The organism is Pseudomonas sp. P105, assembly GCF_032614175.1.
Lineage (GTDB): Bacteria > Pseudomonadota > Gammaproteobacteria > Pseudomonadales > Pseudomonadaceae > Aquipseudomonas > Aquipseudomonas rhizophila.
The window spans coordinates 4,592,516-4,609,002 of sequence record NZ_CP126693.1 but is presented as its reverse complement, the minus strand read 5'-3'; the positions used below and the strand labels follow the sequence as shown (position 1 = coordinate 4,609,002).

At 61.2% G+C, this 16,487-nt stretch carries 16 protein-coding genes; 6 read left to right on the top strand and 10 right to left on the bottom strand.

What is annotated here, in order from left to right:
- Window positions 1–2 precede the first annotated feature (2 nt).
- Window positions 3–686 (top strand): acireductone synthase, encoded by a 684-nt coding sequence (gene mtnC / locus QOM08_RS20680; protein ID WP_316912065.1) that lies wholly within the window; start codon window positions 3–5, stop codon window positions 684–686.
- Between the two features lie 42 nt (window positions 687–728).
- On the opposite strand, the gene QOM08_RS20675 is transcribed toward mtnC, so the two are convergent.
- Complete coding sequence (locus QOM08_RS20675) at window positions 729–1,007, bottom strand: DUF3509 domain-containing protein (protein WP_042732342.1); 279 nt, start codon at window positions 1,005–1,007, stop codon at window positions 729–731.
- A 353-nt stretch (window positions 1,008–1,360) separates the two neighbouring features.
- Between QOM08_RS20675 and QOM08_RS20670 the strand changes: the two genes are divergently transcribed.
- The 4 genes from QOM08_RS20670 to QOM08_RS20655 all read left to right on the top strand — a co-directional run bounded on the left by QOM08_RS20670 (window position 1,361) and on the right by QOM08_RS20655 (window position 4,738).
- A complete protein-coding gene (locus QOM08_RS20670) occupies window positions 1,361–3,187 on the top strand; it encodes a long-chain-acyl-CoA synthetase (RefSeq protein WP_316912064.1) in 1,827 nt (608 codons plus the stop codon).
- Between the two features lie 94 nt (window positions 3,188–3,281).
- On the top strand, window positions 3,282–3,800 hold the full coding sequence (locus QOM08_RS20665; protein WP_047229617.1) for an ankyrin repeat domain-containing protein: 519 nt from the start codon (window positions 3,282–3,284) through the stop codon (window positions 3,798–3,800).
- A gap of 144 nt (window positions 3,801–3,944) precedes the next feature.
- Window positions 3,945–4,475 (top strand): hypothetical protein, encoded by a 531-nt coding sequence (locus tag QOM08_RS20660; protein ID WP_076383801.1) that lies wholly within the window; start codon window positions 3,945–3,947, stop codon window positions 4,473–4,475.
- A 71-nt stretch (window positions 4,476–4,546) separates the two neighbouring features.
- Entirely contained in the window at window positions 4,547–4,738 is a 192-nt protein-coding gene (locus QOM08_RS20655; protein WP_047229615.1) for a PLDc N-terminal domain-containing protein, read from the top strand.
- 63 nt (window positions 4,739–4,801) lie between these two features.
- Here the strand turns inward: QOM08_RS20655 and QOM08_RS20650 are convergent, their stop codons facing one another.
- The 9 genes from QOM08_RS20650 to gcl form a co-directional block, all read right to left on the bottom strand.
- The gene (locus QOM08_RS20650; protein ID WP_316912063.1) at window positions 4,802–6,007 is read right to left on the bottom strand and encodes an MFS transporter; all 1,206 of its coding nucleotides are present in this window, start codon (window positions 6,005–6,007) and stop codon (window positions 4,802–4,804) included.
- Window positions 6,008–6,168: 161 nt separating this feature from the next.
- Complete coding sequence (locus tag QOM08_RS20645) at window positions 6,169–7,167, bottom strand: sulfate ABC transporter substrate-binding protein (protein ID WP_316912062.1); 999 nt, start codon at window positions 7,165–7,167, stop codon at window positions 6,169–6,171.
- A gap of 94 nt (window positions 7,168–7,261) precedes the next feature.
- Window positions 7,262–8,083, bottom strand: a complete 822-nt coding sequence (locus tag QOM08_RS20640; RefSeq protein WP_047229612.1) for an ion transporter — start codon at window positions 8,081–8,083, stop codon at window positions 7,262–7,264.
- Between the two features lie 21 nt (window positions 8,084–8,104).
- On the bottom strand, window positions 8,105–9,007 hold the full coding sequence (locus tag QOM08_RS20635; RefSeq protein WP_107321772.1) for an urea transporter: 903 nt from the start codon (window positions 9,005–9,007) through the stop codon (window positions 8,105–8,107).
- Window positions 9,008–9,130: 123 nt separating this feature from the next.
- Window positions 9,131–10,546 carry a pyruvate kinase gene (gene pyk / locus QOM08_RS20630; RefSeq protein ID WP_316912061.1) on the bottom strand — a complete coding sequence of 472 codons (1,416 nt, stop codon included), beginning with the start codon at window positions 10,544–10,546 and terminating at the stop codon, window positions 9,131–9,133.
- The gene (locus QOM08_RS20625; RefSeq protein WP_316912060.1) at window positions 10,536–11,816 is read right to left on the bottom strand and encodes a glycerate kinase; all 1,281 of its coding nucleotides are present in this window, start codon (window positions 11,814–11,816) and stop codon (window positions 10,536–10,538) included. Before QOM08_RS20625 ends, pyk begins: the two co-directional genes overlap by 11 nt.
- 150 nt (window positions 11,817–11,966) lie before the next feature.
- Entirely contained in the window at window positions 11,967–12,857 is an 891-nt protein-coding gene (locus QOM08_RS20620) for a 2-hydroxy-3-oxopropionate reductase (protein ID WP_316912059.1), read from the bottom strand.
- Between the two features lie 163 nt (window positions 12,858–13,020).
- Complete coding sequence (gene hyi / locus QOM08_RS20615) at window positions 13,021–13,803, bottom strand: hydroxypyruvate isomerase (RefSeq protein WP_316912058.1); 783 nt, start codon at window positions 13,801–13,803, stop codon at window positions 13,021–13,023.
- 137 nt (window positions 13,804–13,940) lie between these two features.
- A complete protein-coding gene (gcl, locus tag QOM08_RS20610; RefSeq protein WP_047229606.1) occupies window positions 13,941–15,716 on the bottom strand; it encodes a glyoxylate carboligase in 1,776 nt (591 codons plus the stop codon).
- Between the two features lie 266 nt (window positions 15,717–15,982).
- Here gcl and QOM08_RS20605 point away from each other — a divergent pair, with 266 nt between their 5' ends.
- Window positions 15,983–16,423, top strand: a complete 441-nt coding sequence (locus QOM08_RS20605; RefSeq protein ID WP_139049429.1) for a GlcG/HbpS family heme-binding protein — start codon at window positions 15,983–15,985, stop codon at window positions 16,421–16,423.
- Window positions 16,424–16,487: the final 64 nt, after the last annotated feature.

The following is a 16,487-nucleotide window of genomic DNA, read 5'->3' as shown; positions in this document are numbered from 1 at the left end:
CTGTGTCGATCAAAGCCATTCTCACGGACATCGAGGGCACCACCAGTGCGGTGAGTTTCGTGTTCGATGTGTTGTTTCCCTATGCCGCCAGGCATCTTCCGGATTTCGTTCGTCAGCATGCCAACCGCGCCGACGTGGCCGAGCAATTGGCAGCGGTGCGTCAGGACAATGGTGAGCCGGGGGCTGACATCGAGCGCGTCATCGCGATCCTGCTGGAGTGGATCGCCGAAGACCGCAAGGCCACGCCGCTCAAGGCGTTGCAGGGCATGGTCTGGGAGCAGGGGTATCAGGCAGGGCAGTTGAAAGGGCACGTTTACCCGGACGCGGTGCAGGCACTGCAGCGCTGGCATCAGCAAGGTTTACGGCTGTTCGTTTATTCCTCGGGCTCGATCCAGGCACAGAAGCTGATTTTCGGCTGTTCCGAGGCTGGCGATCTGTCGCCGTTGTTCAGTGGTTATTTCGACACCACATCGGGACCCAAGCGGGAAGTCCAGTCCTACCAGCGCATCAGCGCGGCGGTGGGCGTAGCCCCGGAGGAGATTCTGTTTCTGTCGGACATCGTTCAGGAGCTGGATGCGGCCCGTGATGCCGGCATGGCTACGTGCGGAGTGGCGCGCGAGGGCGGTGAGCTGCAAGGGCATGTCACGGTGGACAGTTTTGCCCGAATCGATCCTGCGCGTTTTTGATAGAAGACTGTGGGAGCGAGCAAGCTCGCTCCCACAACACGATCAGGCGCTGTGATAGGTCGGCAGCGCAAAACGATGCTGGCTTTGTAGCATGGCGATCTGCGGCAACTCGCTGGCCTGTTCCGCCAGGTCGCGACGGATTGCGCTGATTGCCCAGGACAGTTGGTCCCCGGCGTGCAACTGGGCGTAGGAAATTGTGCGTTTAAACAGTTTGCCTTCGCTGTTGCGCAAGGTCAGCAGGATACCGCCATCCGGGCGGGCCTGAGTGGTCACTTCGTAGTTGGAGAAGAGGGACGCAAACTTTTCTTGAATCATGTTCATTTTGACTGCTCCATGGTGGTGGCAAACCGTGGAGAGGTAGTTGCAGTGTCTGTGCCAGCGTTGGGCTTGATTAAAAATCCTTATAAAACAATCAGTTAACAATTCCCCCTATTTTTGCTTTCGTGCAACTTGCATGAATGGCCATCGTGCATCCTGCATTTTGCGTGGTCGGCTGATCTTTTGTTGAACCAAATGGATTTCTGGCGCTCATGCTCCGACTGTCCGGAACGGTGGATACAAAACATTGCAAAAACCGCATGTACAGCGCCGGAATCGCTGGCGTAATTTCGAGCGCAATTGAGCTCCAGCCCGACAACAAGAACCCAGACCCACGAGGTCGAACGGGAGTGACCATGAGTCGTACATCCAGCGACGCCATTACCTGGGGCAAGATGCTGCGCAAGCTACCCACTATTGCCAGGGCCATTCCCCGTATCGTCAAAGGCATGAAGCTCGCCAACGTCCAGGACCCGACCCAGCCTTGCGGCCTGGGCTGGTGTTTCGAACAGGCCACCCAGCGCAATCCCCAAGGGCCGGCGTTGTTGTGTGGCGACACGGTATTGAGTTACGCGCAGGCCAACGAACAGGCCAATCGCATCGCTCATTACCTGTTGGCACAGGGCATCGGCAAGGGCGACTGCGTGGCGATTTTCATCGAGAATCGGCCAGAGATGCTGGTGACGGTGCTGGCGGTGGCGAAGGTCGGTGCGGTCAGCGCCATGGTCAACACCTCGCAGACCGGGGACGCGCTGGTGCACAGCCTGGCGTTGGTCACGCCTGTCGCGGTGGTGGTCGGGGCAGAACGGGTCGCGGCCTTCAACGACGTGCGAGCCCGCACCTCACTGTCCGGCCACCGAACCTGGTGGGTCGCCGACCAGGACGGCGCCGCCGCCCCTTCCGGTTACCTTGACCTGATAAGCAGCAGCGCCAGCCATCCAGGCGACAACCCGGCCAGCAGTCAGCAGGTTTTTTTCAACGACCCATGTTTTTATCTCTACACCTCGGGCACTACCGGGCTGCCCAAGGCCGGGGTGTTTCGCCACGGGCGCTGGATGCGCACTTCCACCAGTTTCGGCCTGATCGCCCTGGACATGCAGCCCGCGGATGTCTTGTATTGCACGCTGCCGCTGTACCACGCCACGGGCCTGTGCGTGTGCTGGGGAGCGGCGATCTGCGGCGCCTCGGGGTTTGCGATCCGGCGCAAGTTCAGCGCCAGCCAGTTCTGGAGTGACGTTCGCCGTTACCGGGCTACCACCCTGGGCTATGTCGGTGAATTGTGTCGCTACCTGGTCGACCAGCCCGCCAGTGCCGAGGACCGGCGGCACGAGGTCCGGAAGATGATCGGCAACGGCTTGCGCCCCGGGGCATGGTCGGCCTTCAAGACGCGTTTTGGTGTCGACCATATCTGCGAGCTGTACGCGGCCAGCGACGGCAATATCGGCTTCACCAATGTGCTGAATTTCGACAACACCGTCGGATTTTCCCTGATGGGCTGGGAACTGGTGCAGTACGACCATGACAGCGGGGCGCCGTTGCGCAACCTGCAAGGCCGGATGCAGAAAGTGCCCAAGGGCGAACCGGGCCTGCTGATGGCGCGCATTGACGACAAGGCGCCGCTGGACGGTTACACCGATCCGGCCAAGACCGAAAAAACCATCTTCAAGGATGTCTTCGTTCCTGGTGACCGTTACTTCAATACCGGTGACCTGCTGCGCAACATCGGCTTCGGCCATGGGCAGTTCGTTGATCGCCTCGGTGATACCTATCGCTGGAAGGGCGAGAACGTCTCCACCACGGAAGTTGAAAACGTATTGCTACAGCACGCGCAAATCGCCGAGGCGGTGGCTTATGGCGTCGAAATCAATGGCACCAATGGCCGCGCCGGCATGGCGGCGATTACTCCGTCCGAATCCCTGGCTACCCTGGATTTTGCTGAGCTGTTGCAATTTTTGCAGTGCAAGTTGCCCGCCTATGCGGTGCCGTTGTTCTTGCGCATCAAGGTAAAAATGGACACCACCGGCACCTTCAAGTACCAGAAAAACCGTCTCAAGAGCGAAGCCTTCGACCCGTGCGCCACGGACGATGAGCCGGTCTACGCCTGGCTGCCCGGCACCGCGACCTATGTGCGGGTCGACCGGCAACTGGCGGCGCAGATTCAGCAGGGACAGTACCGTTATTGATTCTGACTATGCACGGTGCAGAGAAAAAAGGGATGACAGGCCTGGAGTCCCTCGGGAAACTAGCCGCTTTGCGAAGACTTAAGTGGAGTTTCCCATGTCCGATACAAGCCGCCAGATGACCCCGGAAGAGGCTGCGGAGTTTGCCGAACAGGTGTTCAATGTCGCACGCCAGGGTGACGCCGCCATGATGGCCGCCTTGCTGAGCAAAGGTTTGCCCCCCAACCTGCGCAATCACAAGGGTGACACCTTGCTGATGCTGGCCGCTTACCACGGGCATGTGGAGACGGTGAAGGTATTGCTGGAAAACAAGGCCGATCCGGAAATCCGCAATGACAATGGCCAGAGCCCGATTGCCGGTGCGGCGTTCAAGGGCGACCTGGCCGTGGTCACCGCGCTGGTAGACGGCGGGGCGCAGGTGGAAGGCTCGTCCTTCGATGGTCGCACCGCGTTGATGATGGCGGCGATGTTCAATCGTGTGGAGATCGTCGATTACCTGATCAGCAAAGGCGCCGACCCCAAGGCCAAGGATGCCAACGGCGTCTCGGCGCTGGATGCAGCCAGGACCATGGGCGCGGTGGATACCACGGCGCAGTTGGAGAAGTTGTTGGGTTGATCCCTATCTTTTGGGGCTGCTTTGCAGCCCAGCGGGGATAAATCCCCTCGCCACAAAAGCTCCCAGGTCACAGCTTTCTGACTCAATCAATGTGATGCGCTATCCTGCGCGCCCTCAAAACCCAATCGCCACAGGATTTTCCCCATGAAAGCCGCACTCGTCGAACTCATCAGCAAAATCAGCTCCGGCTGCCTGGGCGATGCGGACGTTGCGAAAATCGCTGACGAAGCCGCCCAGGCCTACGCCGATCCGGCGGCTTTTCTGGCTGCCAACCCGGACATCAACTACGACGACAGCTTCCCGATTCCATTGGGCGAGTGGGTGGTGGTCGGGAGCCTGCCGGACACTGTGTTGTTCCAGGCCGACACTTATGTAGAGCTGTTCGAACAGATCGTTGCCTCGTTCGGCCCCGGTGTGGCCTTCAACCTCAAGCCCAAGCAACTGGCGAAAACCGAAGCCCTGACGGCGCTCAATCGCATCCAGATCCAGATGAGCAGCCTGAACAAGGAAAATGGAGGCTATGTGCTGATGAATTTCAGCCAGTTGCTCGACGATGAACTGCAAATGGTTCTGGTGTATGGCAACGACGTGCCGCGCGTGCTGGAGCTGTGCGCCGAAGTCGGCATCGCCGCCGCGCCGGCCCTGGAAGCGTTGAAGGTTGCGATCCACGTCTGACGCAATAAAACGGAACCCTCGCCGGGCCCCCGCTATCCTAAGTGGGCATATCACCATCTGGGAGCGACACCATGGGTTCCACCTTCAACGGCCTGATTGGCCTGATCATCCTGGCGCTCGATATCTGGGCGATCATCAATGTGCTCAAGAGTGGCGCGGGAACGGGGGCAAAAGTCCTGTGGGTGCTGTTGATCCTTCTGCTGCCAGTGCTGGGCCTGATCATCTGGGCGATTGCCGGGCCGCGGGGCAACGTGCGGATCTGACCGCTTTTTGATGTTGCCCGGCAGGCCTCGGCCGCCGGGCATTACGACCCTGTCGCGACGGTGTCAGGCTGTCGCCAGTGCGTGTTTTTTCGAGGTCTTCAGGAAACTCAGCAAGGCCAGCAGCGGGAAGCCGCTGCCGATGATCACCACCCATAACCAGCCGCCGTGCTCGTACACCGCGCTGGCAATCGATGAACCAAACGCGCCGCCGACGAAGATGCTGGTCATGTACAGCGCATTGAGACGACTGCGGCTTTTGGCATCGAGGGCATAGATGGTGCGCTGGCCCAGGACCATGTTCATCTGCACACAGAAATCCAGCACCACGCCCGTAACCGCCAGGCCAATAACGCTGTAGAGCGGATGGATGAACGCTGGCAGAAAACTCAGGCTGGCCAACAGCATTGCCAGCAACGAAGCGATGCGGGTATGACCGGCATCCGCCAGGCGACCGGCAATGGGCGCGGCGATGGCGCCAATGGCACCGACCAGGGCGAACAGGGCGATTTCAGTTTGCGACAGACCATGATTGCGCGACAGTTCCAGCGGCACGGCGGTCCAGAACAGACTGAAGGTGGCGAACATGCAGGCCTGGTAAAAGGCTCGTTGGCGCAACAATGGCTGCTGGCGCAACAGGGTGCCGAGCGAGCCCAGCAGCTGGCCATAAGAGGCGCTGTGGTCGGGTTGGCGCTTGGGCACGGTCAATGCGAGGACGATGCTGATCGCCGCCATCAAGGCGGCGGCGATCATGAACATCGCCCGCCAGCCGAAGTGATCGGCCACCACGCTTGAGATCGGCCGCGCCAGCAGGATCCCCAGCAGCAGGCCGCCCATGATCCCGCCCACGACCCGCCCTCTGGACTCTTCCGGGGCCAAGTGCGCGGCCAGCGGGATCAGGACTTGCACCGACACCGAACTGAACCCCACCAGCAGCGAGACCAGCAGGAACACGTTCGGCTGGTCGGTGAACGCTGCCGCCAACAGACTGGCAATCGCCACAACGGTGGTGAGGATCATCAGGCGACGGTTTTCCAGCAGGTCCCCCAGTGGCACCAGGAAAAACAGGCCCAGGGCATAACCGATCTGAGTCAGCGAGACGATCAGGCTGGCCATGGTGCTGCTCAGGCCGACGTCGGGTGCGATCAGTTCGATGATGGGCTGGGCGTAGTAGATGTTGGCGACAATGGCGCCGCAGCAGAAGGCGAAGAGCAGGACCATACCGCGAGTCAGGCTTGTACCGGCGGGCACGGAGGAGGGATGGGCACTCATGGCAATCTCATCAGTAGCTTGAAAGGATGGCGTGAGGCTAAAGAGTTAGCGGGCTCTGGAACAGGCTTTGTGGCTGATATCGGACATGCTTGCTATTGATGATGAAACAGGCCTGATCGTTCCCACGCGGAGCCTGGGAACGATCAAATGTGGATAGGACGTTATTGCCCGCTGTAGATCTGGTCGAAAACCCCACCGTCATTGAAGTGAGTCTTCTGCACCGTGCGCCAGTCGCCGAAGGTTTTTTCCACGGACAGGAAGTCCACTTTCGGGAAACGGTCGGTGTATTTGGCCAGTACCGCAGGGTCCCGCGGACGCAGGTAGTTGGCGGCGGCGATTTCCTGGCCTTCGGGCGACCACAGGTACTTGAGGTAGGCCTCGGCGGCCTCGCGAGAACTTTTCTTCTCGACCACTTTATCGACCACGCTCACCGGTGGCTCGGCTTCGGCAGAAACGCTCGGGTAGATCACCTCGAACTGGTCGCGGCCAAATTCGCGGGCGATCATCTCGGCTTCGTTTTCAAAGGTCACCAGTACGTCGCCGATCTGGTTGGTCATGAAAGTGGTCGTCGCGGCACGGCCACCGGTATCCAGTACCGGCGCCTGCTTGAACAGTTTGCCGACGAAGGCTTTGGCCTTGTTCTCGTCACCGCCATTCTTGAGCACATACCCCCAGGCCGACAGGTAGGTGTAGCGACCGTTGCCGGAGGTCTTTGGGTTGGGCACGATCACCTGCACGCCGTCCTTGAGCAGGTCGGGCCAATCCTTCAGCGCTTTCGGGTTGCCCTTGCGCACGATGAACACGGTGGCCGAGGTGAACGGGGCACTGTTGTTCGGCAAGCGGGTGACCCAGTTTTCGGGCACCAGTTTGCCGTTATCCGCCAGGGCATTGATGTCGGTGGCCATATTCATGGTGATGACGTCAGCTGGCAGCCCGTCGATCACCGAGCGTGCCTGCTTGCTGGAACCGCCGAAAGACATCTGCACGATGATGTTTTCGTTGTGCTCGGCCTGCCAGTGTTTCTGGAAAGCCGTGTTGTAGTCCTTGTAGAAATCGCGCATCACGTCATAGGAAACGTTGAGCAGGGGCGGGGCGGCGTGGGCCAGGCTGCCAAAGGTCAGGCCAGCGGCGAGAAGGGAGGCACCAAAGAAGTTCTTCACTGCGAATTCCTTTTTATTTGAAAGGGGTTCCGGGCAATTAGCCGGCACACTAGCGGCAAGCCAATAGGCCATCAAGCATTAAAAAGTGCTTTGCTTATTCCAATTTCTTAAACAGCGCATTGCCGCAACGGGAGCAGAAAGCAGCTCCATGATCGTGGTTGTTTTTGCTGCAGACCGGACAATCATGCTTGAGCTGGTCACCGCGCATGGCCGTGGCCAGTTCAGCGGTGAAAATGCCCGTCGGCACGGCGATGATCGAGTAACCGGTGATCATCACCAGGGACGAAACCACCTGGCCCAATGCCGTCTTGGGCACGATGTCGCCAAAGCCCACGGTGGTCAGCGTGACGATGGCCCAATAGATGCCCTTGGGAATGCTGGTGAAACCGTTCTCGGGACCTTCGATGACGTACATCAAGGTGCCGAACACGGTCACCAGGGTCGAGACGCTGACCAGGAACACGATGATTTTCTGCTTGCTCCCCCGCAGCGCCGCCAGTAGGTAGTTGGCTTGCTTGAGGTAAGGGCTGAGCTTGAGCACGCGGAATATCCGCAGCATGCGAATGATGCGAACGATCAGCAGATACTGGGCGTCGCTGTAGTACAGCGCCAGGATCCCGGGCACGATCGCCAGCAAGTCCACCAGGCCGTAGAAGCTGAACGCATAGCGCAGGGGCTTGGGCGAGCAGTACAGGCGCAGGCCATATTCGACGATGAAGATGAAGGTGAACCCCCATTCGATGGCGGCCAGCAGGGAGGCGTAGTTCTGGTGCACGCTGTCGATGCTGTCGAGCATCACGATCACCAGGCTGGCGAGGATGATCAACAGCAGTGTGCTGTCGAAGCGCCGGCCGGCCACGGTGTCGGTCTGGAAAATGATCACGTAGAGGCGTTCACGCCAGTTGCTGCTATCCATAACCTTCGCCTGAACCAATAGTCAGCGAAGCCTAGGGTGATTGCCCCGCAAAGCGCAAGGCGCAGTGTCCCGACTGGCCTGTTGCCACACTCGGTGGGTGGCATGAACCAGCCAGCAGGCCAGGATGAAGGGCGCGGTCAGCGGCGCCAGACCGAGGGCAAGAAAGCCCGGTGTGAGTATGAGCGCCAGCACAATACCCGCCAGCGGCAACCATCGCTGGCGGCGTTGTTGGCTGAGGGCCAGCGCCACCAGGGCCGGGTTATAACCGCCGAGCCCCGACAGGGCTTGGGTCGTGTCGTGATGCAGCAGGGAGAACCCCAGGCCAGCGGCTGAACCCAGCATCGCCCACCCGGCGGCGCGTGGATTGGCAATCAACAATCCCACAGCGATCAGCGCACCGGCGAATGGCTGGTCGAGAAACATGACCTGACCGAGTCCGCTCCAACAAGCGGCCAGCAAATTGGCCATCGTCAGTTCAACCGAAACGGGTGATGGCTGTGCCGGGGCAAAACTCAGCAGCAACCAGCCCAGCGCCACGAACGGCGCGGTGTAGGCGGGCAGGCACTGAGGGCCACGGCTGCGCTTGAGCCATTGCTCGGTCAACATCGCGCTGAGGCCGCCGCTGGCAATAATCAATGGCGGCAACACGGCTGACCAGGGTAACGCGAGGCTCAATAGCAAGCCCAGCAGGATGCCGTTGTAACTGAACAGTCCGGCCTGTCGATCAACCTTGGCATAACCGCGTCGCTGGGCGGTGAGCAACCCGGCCACGCCGCCAAGCAAGGCACCGCCAAACAAGGCGGGTGCGGTGAAGAGAATCGCCAGCAGGCACAGCAGACCGCACAGCGGATGACGCTGGAGGAAAATCTGGCTGAAGCCGTTGAGCAGGGCGGTGGCCCAGTCGGGGCAGTGGGTGTTGGGCATGGTGGGTATGTCTGATGGGACGGAGTTGCCCTTATCGCGAGCAAGCTCGCTCCCACACTGGATTTGCGGCGATCACAAACCCCTGTGGGAGCGAGCTTGCTCGCGATGAGGCCAGTACAAACGCTAGATCAACGTCTCAATGCGCAGCGAATTGGTCGACCCCGGCTGCCCGAACGGAACGCCGGCTGTGATCAGTAGGGTGTCGCCACGCTGGGCCATGCCCTGGGCCTGGGCGATTTCCAAGGCGGTGGAACACACTTCGTCCACCTGGCGCAGCCGATCGTTGACCACCGAATGCACGCCCCAGGCCACCGTCAGACGGCGGGCTGCTTGCAGGTTGGGCGTGAGGTTGAGGATCGGCACCGTCGGCCGCTCCCGCGCCGCCCGCAGGCTGGAGCTGCCCGATTCGCTGTAGTTCACCAGCACCGCCACCGGCAGCACGTTGCTGATACGCCGGATTGCGCAACTGATGGCGTCCGACGCCGTGGCTTCGGCCTTCGGCCGGCTGACATCCAACTGCGCCTGGTAATCCGGGCCGTTCTCCACCTGGCGGATGATCTTGCTCATCATCTGCACGGCTTCGAGGGGGTAATCGCCGGACGCGGTTTCCGCCGACAGCATCACCGCATCGGCCCCTTCAGCCACGGCGTTGGCCACGTCGGTGACTTCGGCTCGGGTGGGCGCGGGAGAAAAACGCATGGATTCGAGCATCTGCGTGGCCACCACCACCGGTTTACCAAGGGCGCGGCAGGTGCCGATGATGTTCTTCTGGATCTGCGGCACGCTTTCGGCCGGCACTTCGACACCCAAGTCACCCCGGGCAACCATGATCGCGTCGCTCAGTTCGGCGATCTCCCGAAGCTGGGTCACCGCCGAAGGTTTCTCGATCTTGGCCATCAGGAATGCCTTGTCGCCAATCAACGCACGCGCCTCGCGGATGTCCTCGGGGCGCTGCACGAACGACAGCGCCACCCAGTCCACGCCCAGCTCCAGGCCAAAGCTCAAGTCGCGACGGTCCTTGGCGGTCAGCGGGCTCATGTCGAGCACGGCCTGGGGCACATTCACGCCTTTGCGGTCTGACAGTTCGCCGCCGTTGAGCACTTGGGTGTCGATGGCATCGGCGTGTTTGGTGGTCACACGCAGGCGCAGCTTGCCGTCGTCCAGCAGCAGGTCCATGCCCGGCTCCAGGGCCGCGATGATCTGTGGGTGGGGCAGGTTGACCCGCTGTTCATCGCCGGGCGTGGCGTCCAGATCCAGGCGCAGGGCCTGGCCGCGTTGCAGCAGCACTTTGCCGTCGGCGAATGTACCCACGCGAAGTTTCGGGCCCTGCAAGTCCATCAGAATGCCCAGTGGGTAGTTGAGCTGCTGCTCGACGTCACGAATCCACTGGTAGCGCTGGGCGTGGTCGACATGCTCGCCGTGGCTGAAGTTCAGGCGGAAAATATTCACGCCGGCTTGCACCAGTTCACGGATGTCATCGATCCCACGGGTTGCGGGGCCAAGGGTCGCGAGAATCTTGACCTTTTTATCAGGCGTCATGTTTGGGGTTCTCAAGAATCAGGATGGCGCGAAAGTCGTTGACGTTGGTGCGCGTCGGCTCGGTAACGATCAACGCCTCCAGCGCGGCGAAGTAGCCGTAGCCATTGTTATTGTCCAGCTCGTCGCTGGCGCTCAGGCCCAGTTCGGCGGCTCGGCGATAGCTGTCCGGGGTCATGATGGCGCCGGCGTTGTCTTCGGAACCGTCGATGCCGTCCGTGTCACCGGCCAGTGCGTAAATGCCGGGATGGCCCTTGAGGCTGTCGGTCAGGCTGAGCAGGAATTCTGCGTTGCGTCCGCCCCGGCCATTGCCGTGCACGGTGACTGTGGTTTCGCCGCCGGAGAGGATCACGCATGGCGCCGCCAGAGGCTGGCCGTGCAGGGCGATTTGCCGGGCGATACCGGCGTGGACTTTGGCCACTTCCCGGGATTCGCCTTCCAGGTCGCCGAGGATCAACGGGCTGAAACCGGCCTGGCGGGCTTTCACCGCCGCCGCTTCCAGTGATTGTTGGGGACGGGCGATCAATTGGAAGTGACTGCGGGCCAGGCGCGGGTCGCCGGGTTTGACGGTTTCCGATTCCGGGCTTTGCAACCAGTTGCGCACCGAGGCCGGTACTTCAATGTTGTAGCGCTTGAGGATCGCCAAGGCTTCGGCCGAAGTACTGGGGTCGGCCACGGTGGGGCCGGAGGCGATGACCGTGGCGAGGTCGCCGGGCACATCGGAAATCGCGTAGGTGTAGACCGTCGCCGGCCAGCAGGCCTTGCCCAGGCGCCCGCCCTTGATTGCCGAGAGATGTTTGCGCACGCAATTCATCTCGCCGATGGTGGCACCGGACTTGAGCAAAGCCTTGTTGATCGATTGCTTGTCGGCCAGGGTGATGCCAGCTGCCGGCAGCGCCAGCAACGCCGAGCCGCCGCCGGACAGCAGGAAAATCACCCGGTCGTCTTCGTTGAGGTTGCTGACCAGCTCCAGCACCCGTTGGGCCACCGCCAGGCCCGCCGCATCAGGCACTGGGTGAGCGGCTTCCACTACTTCGATCTTCTGGCAAGGCGCGCCATGGCCGTAGCGGGTCACCACCAAACCGGTGACGTTGCCCTGCCAGCAGCGCTCGACCACCTGCGCCATCGCCGCGGCGGCCTTGCCGGCGCCGATGACGATCACCCGGCCGCTGCGATCGCTGGGCAGATACTGTTCAAGGACATGCTGCGGATGGGCCGCATCGATGGCTGTGGCAAACAGCTCACGCAGCAATTGTTGCGGATCGACCGACATGGCGGGCTCCCGATTTTTATTATTGGATGAAGCGACTCGATTCCCTGTGGGAGCGAGCCTGCTCGCGATGGCGTTAATCCAGTCACTTTATGTGTTGAATGTAAGACCGCTATCGCGAGCAGGCTCGCTCCCACAGGGGTTAGTGCAGGTTTACTTGTCGCGAATCGAGAAATTCGCCATGTGCTCCAACCCCTTGATCAACGCCGAGTGATCCCAGTTGCTGCCGCCGATGGCCGCGCAGGTGCTGAACACTTGCTGGGCGTTGGCGGTGTTGGGCAGGTTGATGTTCAGCTCCTTGGCGCCTTGCAGGGCCAGGTTCAGGTCCTTCTGGTGCAGGCTGATGCGGAAGCCCGGATCGAAGGTGCCCTTGATCATGCGCTCGCCGTGTACTTCCAGGATCTTCGAAGAGGCAAAACCGCCCATCAACGCTTCGCGAACCTTGGCCGGATCGGCGCCGTTTTTCGCGGCGAACAGCAGGGCTTCGGCCACGGCCTGGATGTTCAGCGCGACGATGATCTGGTTCGCCACTTTCGCGGTCTGGCCGTCGCCGTTGCCACCCACCAGGGTGATGTTCTTGCCCATGGCCTGGAACAGCGGCAGGGCGCGCTCGAAAGCGCCGCTGTCGCCACCGACCATGATGCTCAGTGTGGCGGCCTTGGCGCCGACTTCACCACCGGACACCGGGGCATCGAGATATTGCGCGCCTTTTTCATTGATCCTGACCGCGAACGCCTTGGTGGCGGTGGGGGAGATCGAGCTCATGTCGATGACCACCTTGCCCGTGCTCACGCCCGCCGCGACGCCATCGGCGCGAAACAGCACGTCATCGACCTGCGGGGTGTCCGGGACCATGACGATGATGAACTCGGCTTCCTGGGCGACTTCCTTCGGGTTGGCCAGCGCCACCGCGCCGCCGGCCAGCAGATCGGCGGGGGCCGGATCGTGGTGCTGGCTCAGGAACAGACTGTGCCCGGCCTTTTGCAGGTTCATTGCCATGGGGTGGCCCATGATGCCGGTGCCGATGAATCCGATTTTAGCCATGAGAAAATCCTCTCTTATTTAGATGTCCCGGGTCTCTGTGGCGAGGGAGCTTGCTCCCGCTGGGTCGCGAAGCGGCCCCAGAAATCCATGTTGGGTGAAAAATCATGCGTCTGCTTCGCAGCCGAGCGGGAGCAAGCTCCCTCGCCACAAAGGCCGTATCGGGTCAAATCGCGTTATGGCTTTTCAGCCAGCCCAGGCCCGCTTCCGTGCTGGTCAGCGGCTTGTATTCGCAGCCGACCCAGCCCTGGTAACCGATGCGGTCCAAGTGTTCGAACAGGAAGCGGTAGTTGATCTCGCCGGTTCCCGGCTCGTTGCGTCCCGGGTTGTCCGCCAGTTGCACATGGTTGATCTGACCCAGGTGCGCCGACAGGGTCCGGGCCAGGTCGCCTTCCATGATTTGCATGTGGTAGATGTCGTATTGCAGAAACAGGTTGGCGCTGCCCACCTGCTCGCGGATCGACAGGGCCTGGGCGGTGTTGTTCAAGTAGAAACCGGGAATGTCGCGGGTGTTGATAGCTTCCATCACCAGCTTGATGCCTTTGGCCTGCAGCTTCTCGGCAGCGTATTTCAGGTTGGCGACGAAGGTTTTCTCCACCAGGGCCTTGTCGCAGTTCTGCGGACAAATGCCGGCCAGGCAGTTGACCTGGGTGTTGCCCAGCACCTGGGCATAAGCGATCGCCAGGTCAACGCCCGAGCGGAACTCTTCAACCCGGTCCGGAAGACAGGCAATGCCGCGCTCGCCCTTGGCCCAGTCGCCGGCCGGCAGGTTGAACAGCACCTGGGTCAGGCCATTGGCCTGGAGCAGCGCCTTGAGCTCGGCGGAGCTGTAGTCATAAGGGAACAGGTATTCGACACCGGTGAAACCGGCCTTGGCGGCCGCTTCGAAACGGGCGAGGAAATCCTGCTCGGTGAACAGCATGGACAGGTTGGCTGCAAAACGCGGCATGGTGGTCTCCTATAAATAGTTGGCAGGCCCCCTGTGGGAGCGAGCTTGCTCGCGATAGCGGTGTGTCTGCTTGCATCCATGTTGAATGTAGCGCCGTCATCGCGAGCAAGCTCGCTCCCACAGGAGTGCGTCGGCATTCAATCGAGCAACGAAATCGCTGTGGGCGCATCGTTGCCCACCAGCGCCAGGTCTTCGAATTCGTTGACGGCGTTGATCTCGGTGCCCATGGAAATGTTGGTTACCCGTTCCAGGATGATCTCGACGATCACCGGCACCTTGAATTCTTCGATCAACTCCTGGGCCTTGCGCAGCGCCGGCTGGATGCCGGACGGTTCGAACACCCGCAACGCCTTGCAACCCAGGCCCTCGGCCACGGCGACGTGGTCCACGCCATAACCGTTGAGTTCCGGGGCGTTGAGGTTGTCGAAGGACAGCTGCACGCAGTAGTCCATGTCGAACCCGCGCTGGGCCTGGCGGATCAACCCCAGGTAGGAGTTGTTCACCACCACGTGGATGTACGGCAGCTTGAACTGCGCGCCTACCGCCAGCTCTTCGATCATGAACTGGAAGTCATAGTCGCCCGACAGCGCCACGACCTTGCGGCTCGGGTCGGCCTTGACCACCCCCAGTGCCGCCGGAATGGTCCAGCCCAACGGGCCGGCCTGGCCGCAGTTGATCCAGTGGCGCGGTTTGTAGACGTGCAGGAACTGCGCCCCGGCGATCTGCGACAGCCCGATGGTGCTGACGTAGCAGGTGTCCTTGCCGAACACCTGGTTCATTTCTTCGTACACACGCTGGGGTTTGACCGGCACGTTGTCGAAGTGGGTCTTGCGCTGCAGGCTGGCCTTGCGCTGCTGGCAGTCCTGCAGCCAGGCGCTGCGGTTTTTCAGTTTGCCGGCGGCTTGCCATTCGCGGGCGACTTCGATGAACGCCGTCAGTGCCGAAGCGGCGTCGGACACGATGCCCAGGTCGGGGGTAAACACACGGCCTATCTGGGTCGGCTCGATGTCCACATGAATGAAGGTGCGGCCTTCGGTGTAGACATCCACCGAACCGGTATGGCGGTTAGCCCAGCGGTTGCCGATACCCAGCACCACGTCCGATTTGAGCAGCGTCGCATTGCCATAGCGGTGGGAGGTTTGCAGGCCGACCATGCCGACCATCAGCGGGTGATCGTCAGGGATGGTGCCCCAGCCCATCAAGGTAGGGATGACTGGGATGCCGGTCAGCTCAGCGAACTCCACCAGCAGCTCACTGGCATCGGCGTTGATGATCCCGCCGCCGGCCACCAGCAAGGGGCGCTCGGCCTGATCGAGCATGGCCAGGGCTTTTTCGATCTGCACGCGGTTGGCGGCGGGTTTGGCCAGGGGCAGCGGTTGGTAGGCGTCGATGTCGAACTCGATCTCGGCCATCTGCACGTCGAACGGCAGGTCGATCAACACCGGGCCCGGTCGGCCGGAGCGCATCTCAAAGAAGGCTTTCTGGAAAGCGTACGGCACCTGGCCCGGTTCCAGAACGGTGGTGGCCCACTTGGTCACCGGTTTGACGATGCTGGTGATATCCACAGCCTGGAAATCTTCCTTGTGCAGGCGGGCGCGGGGCGCTTGGCCGGTGATGCACAGGATCGGGATCGAGTCGGCCGAAGCGCTGTAGAGCCCCGTCACCATGTCGGTCCCCGCCGGCCCCGAGGTGCCGATGCACACGCCAATGTTACCGGCCTTGGTGCGGGTGTAGCCCTCGGCCATGTGGGAGGCGCCTTCAACGTGGCGAGCGAGGACATGATCGATGCCACCCACCTTTTGCAGGGCAGAGTACAGCGGGTTGATCGCGGCACCCGGGATGCCGAAGGCGGTGTCCACGCCTTCACGGCGCATCACCAGAACGGCGGCTTCGATTGCTCTCATTTTGCTCATGATTTTGTGCCTCTTACGTTTTGTAATTGTATACAAGTGGCTTTGCGTTGAGTGTATTCACGGCGGACGGCGCAGGTCAATCCATTTTCTCAAGCACCTGTTTCATTCGTCGGAAGGCCGTAAATGCTGTGGCTTTTCGTCGATAAGGTTACGTTGTTGGATTTATTGTATACAAAAAATATTATCATTGTGTTCTATTGTTTGCGTCTGGTTTTGCCAAAGGCAATGCCAGGAACGCTTCCCACAACAAAAAAAGGACAGCACCCATGAGCGCTTTAACCTTGAAAGTCGCCGTCAGCCTGACGGGGCAAGCCCTTGCCGCAGGCCGTGAAATCAGCGCTGCACCGCTGACCATTGCGGTCCTGGACAGCGGCGGCCATCTGATTGCCTTGCAACGCGAAGACGGTGCGAGCCTGCTTCGCCCTCAGATCGCCATCGGCAAGGCCTGGGGCGCCATCGCCCTGGGCAAAGGCTCGCGCCTGCTGGCCCAGGACGCCCAACAACGCCCGGCGTTCTTTGCCGCTTTGAATGGGTTGGGCCAAGGCAACGTCGTACCGGCCCCGGGTGGGGTGTTGATCAGGGATCAGGAGGGGAGGGTGCTGGGGGCGATTGGTGTCAGTGGGGATGTTTCGGATGTGGATGAGCAGGTGGCGATCAGGGCCGTGGAGGCGCTGCAGTTGAGGGCGGATGTCGGGGTGGTTGCTTGATTTTGTGGTGAATGGACTGGCGTCATCGCGAGCAAGCTCGCTCCCACAGGGGTTGATGTTGGAC

Bases quoted from the DNA above. Each gene is read 5' to 3' on its own strand.
- QOM08_RS20675 (WP_042732342.1), bottom strand. From the start codon at position 1,007: ATGAACATGATTCAAGAAAAGTTTGCGTCCCTCTTCTCCAACTACGAA.
- QOM08_RS20670 (WP_316912064.1), top strand. From the start codon at position 1,361: ATGAGTCGTACATCCAGCGACGCCATTACCTGGGGCAAGATGCTGCGC.
- QOM08_RS20665 (WP_047229617.1), top strand. From the start codon at position 3,282: ATGTCCGATACAAGCCGCCAGATGACCCCGGAAGAGGCTGCGGAGTTT.
- QOM08_RS20660 (WP_076383801.1), top strand. From the start codon at position 3,945: ATGAAAGCCGCACTCGTCGAACTCATCAGCAAAATCAGCTCCGGCTGC.
- QOM08_RS20655 (WP_047229615.1), top strand. From the start codon at position 4,547: ATGGGTTCCACCTTCAACGGCCTGATTGGCCTGATCATCCTGGCGCTC.
- QOM08_RS20650 (WP_316912063.1), bottom strand. From the start codon at position 6,007: ATGAGTGCCCATCCCTCCTCCGTGCCCGCCGGTACAAGCCTGACTCGC.
- QOM08_RS20640 (WP_047229612.1), bottom strand. From the start codon at position 8,083: ATGGATAGCAGCAACTGGCGTGAACGCCTCTACGTGATCATTTTCCAG.
- QOM08_RS20635 (WP_107321772.1), bottom strand. From the start codon at position 9,007: ATGCCCAACACCCACTGCCCCGACTGGGCCACCGCCCTGCTCAACGGC.
- pyk (WP_316912061.1), bottom strand. From the start codon at position 10,546: ATGACGCCTGATAAAAAGGTCAAGATTCTCGCGACCCTTGGCCCCGCA.
- QOM08_RS20625 (WP_316912060.1), bottom strand. From the start codon at position 11,816: ATGTCGGTCGATCCGCAACAATTGCTGCGTGAGCTGTTTGCCACAGCC.
- QOM08_RS20620 (WP_316912059.1), bottom strand. From the start codon at position 12,857: ATGGCTAAAATCGGATTCATCGGCACCGGCATCATGGGCCACCCCATG.
- hyi (WP_316912058.1), bottom strand. From the start codon at position 13,803: ATGCCGCGTTTTGCAGCCAACCTGTCCATGCTGTTCACCGAGCAGGAT.
- gcl (WP_047229606.1), bottom strand. From the start codon at position 15,716: ATGAGCAAAATGAGAGCAATCGAAGCCGCCGTTCTGGTGATGCGCCGT.
- QOM08_RS20605 (WP_139049429.1), top strand. From the start codon at position 15,983: ATGAGCGCTTTAACCTTGAAAGTCGCCGTCAGCCTGACGGGGCAAGCC.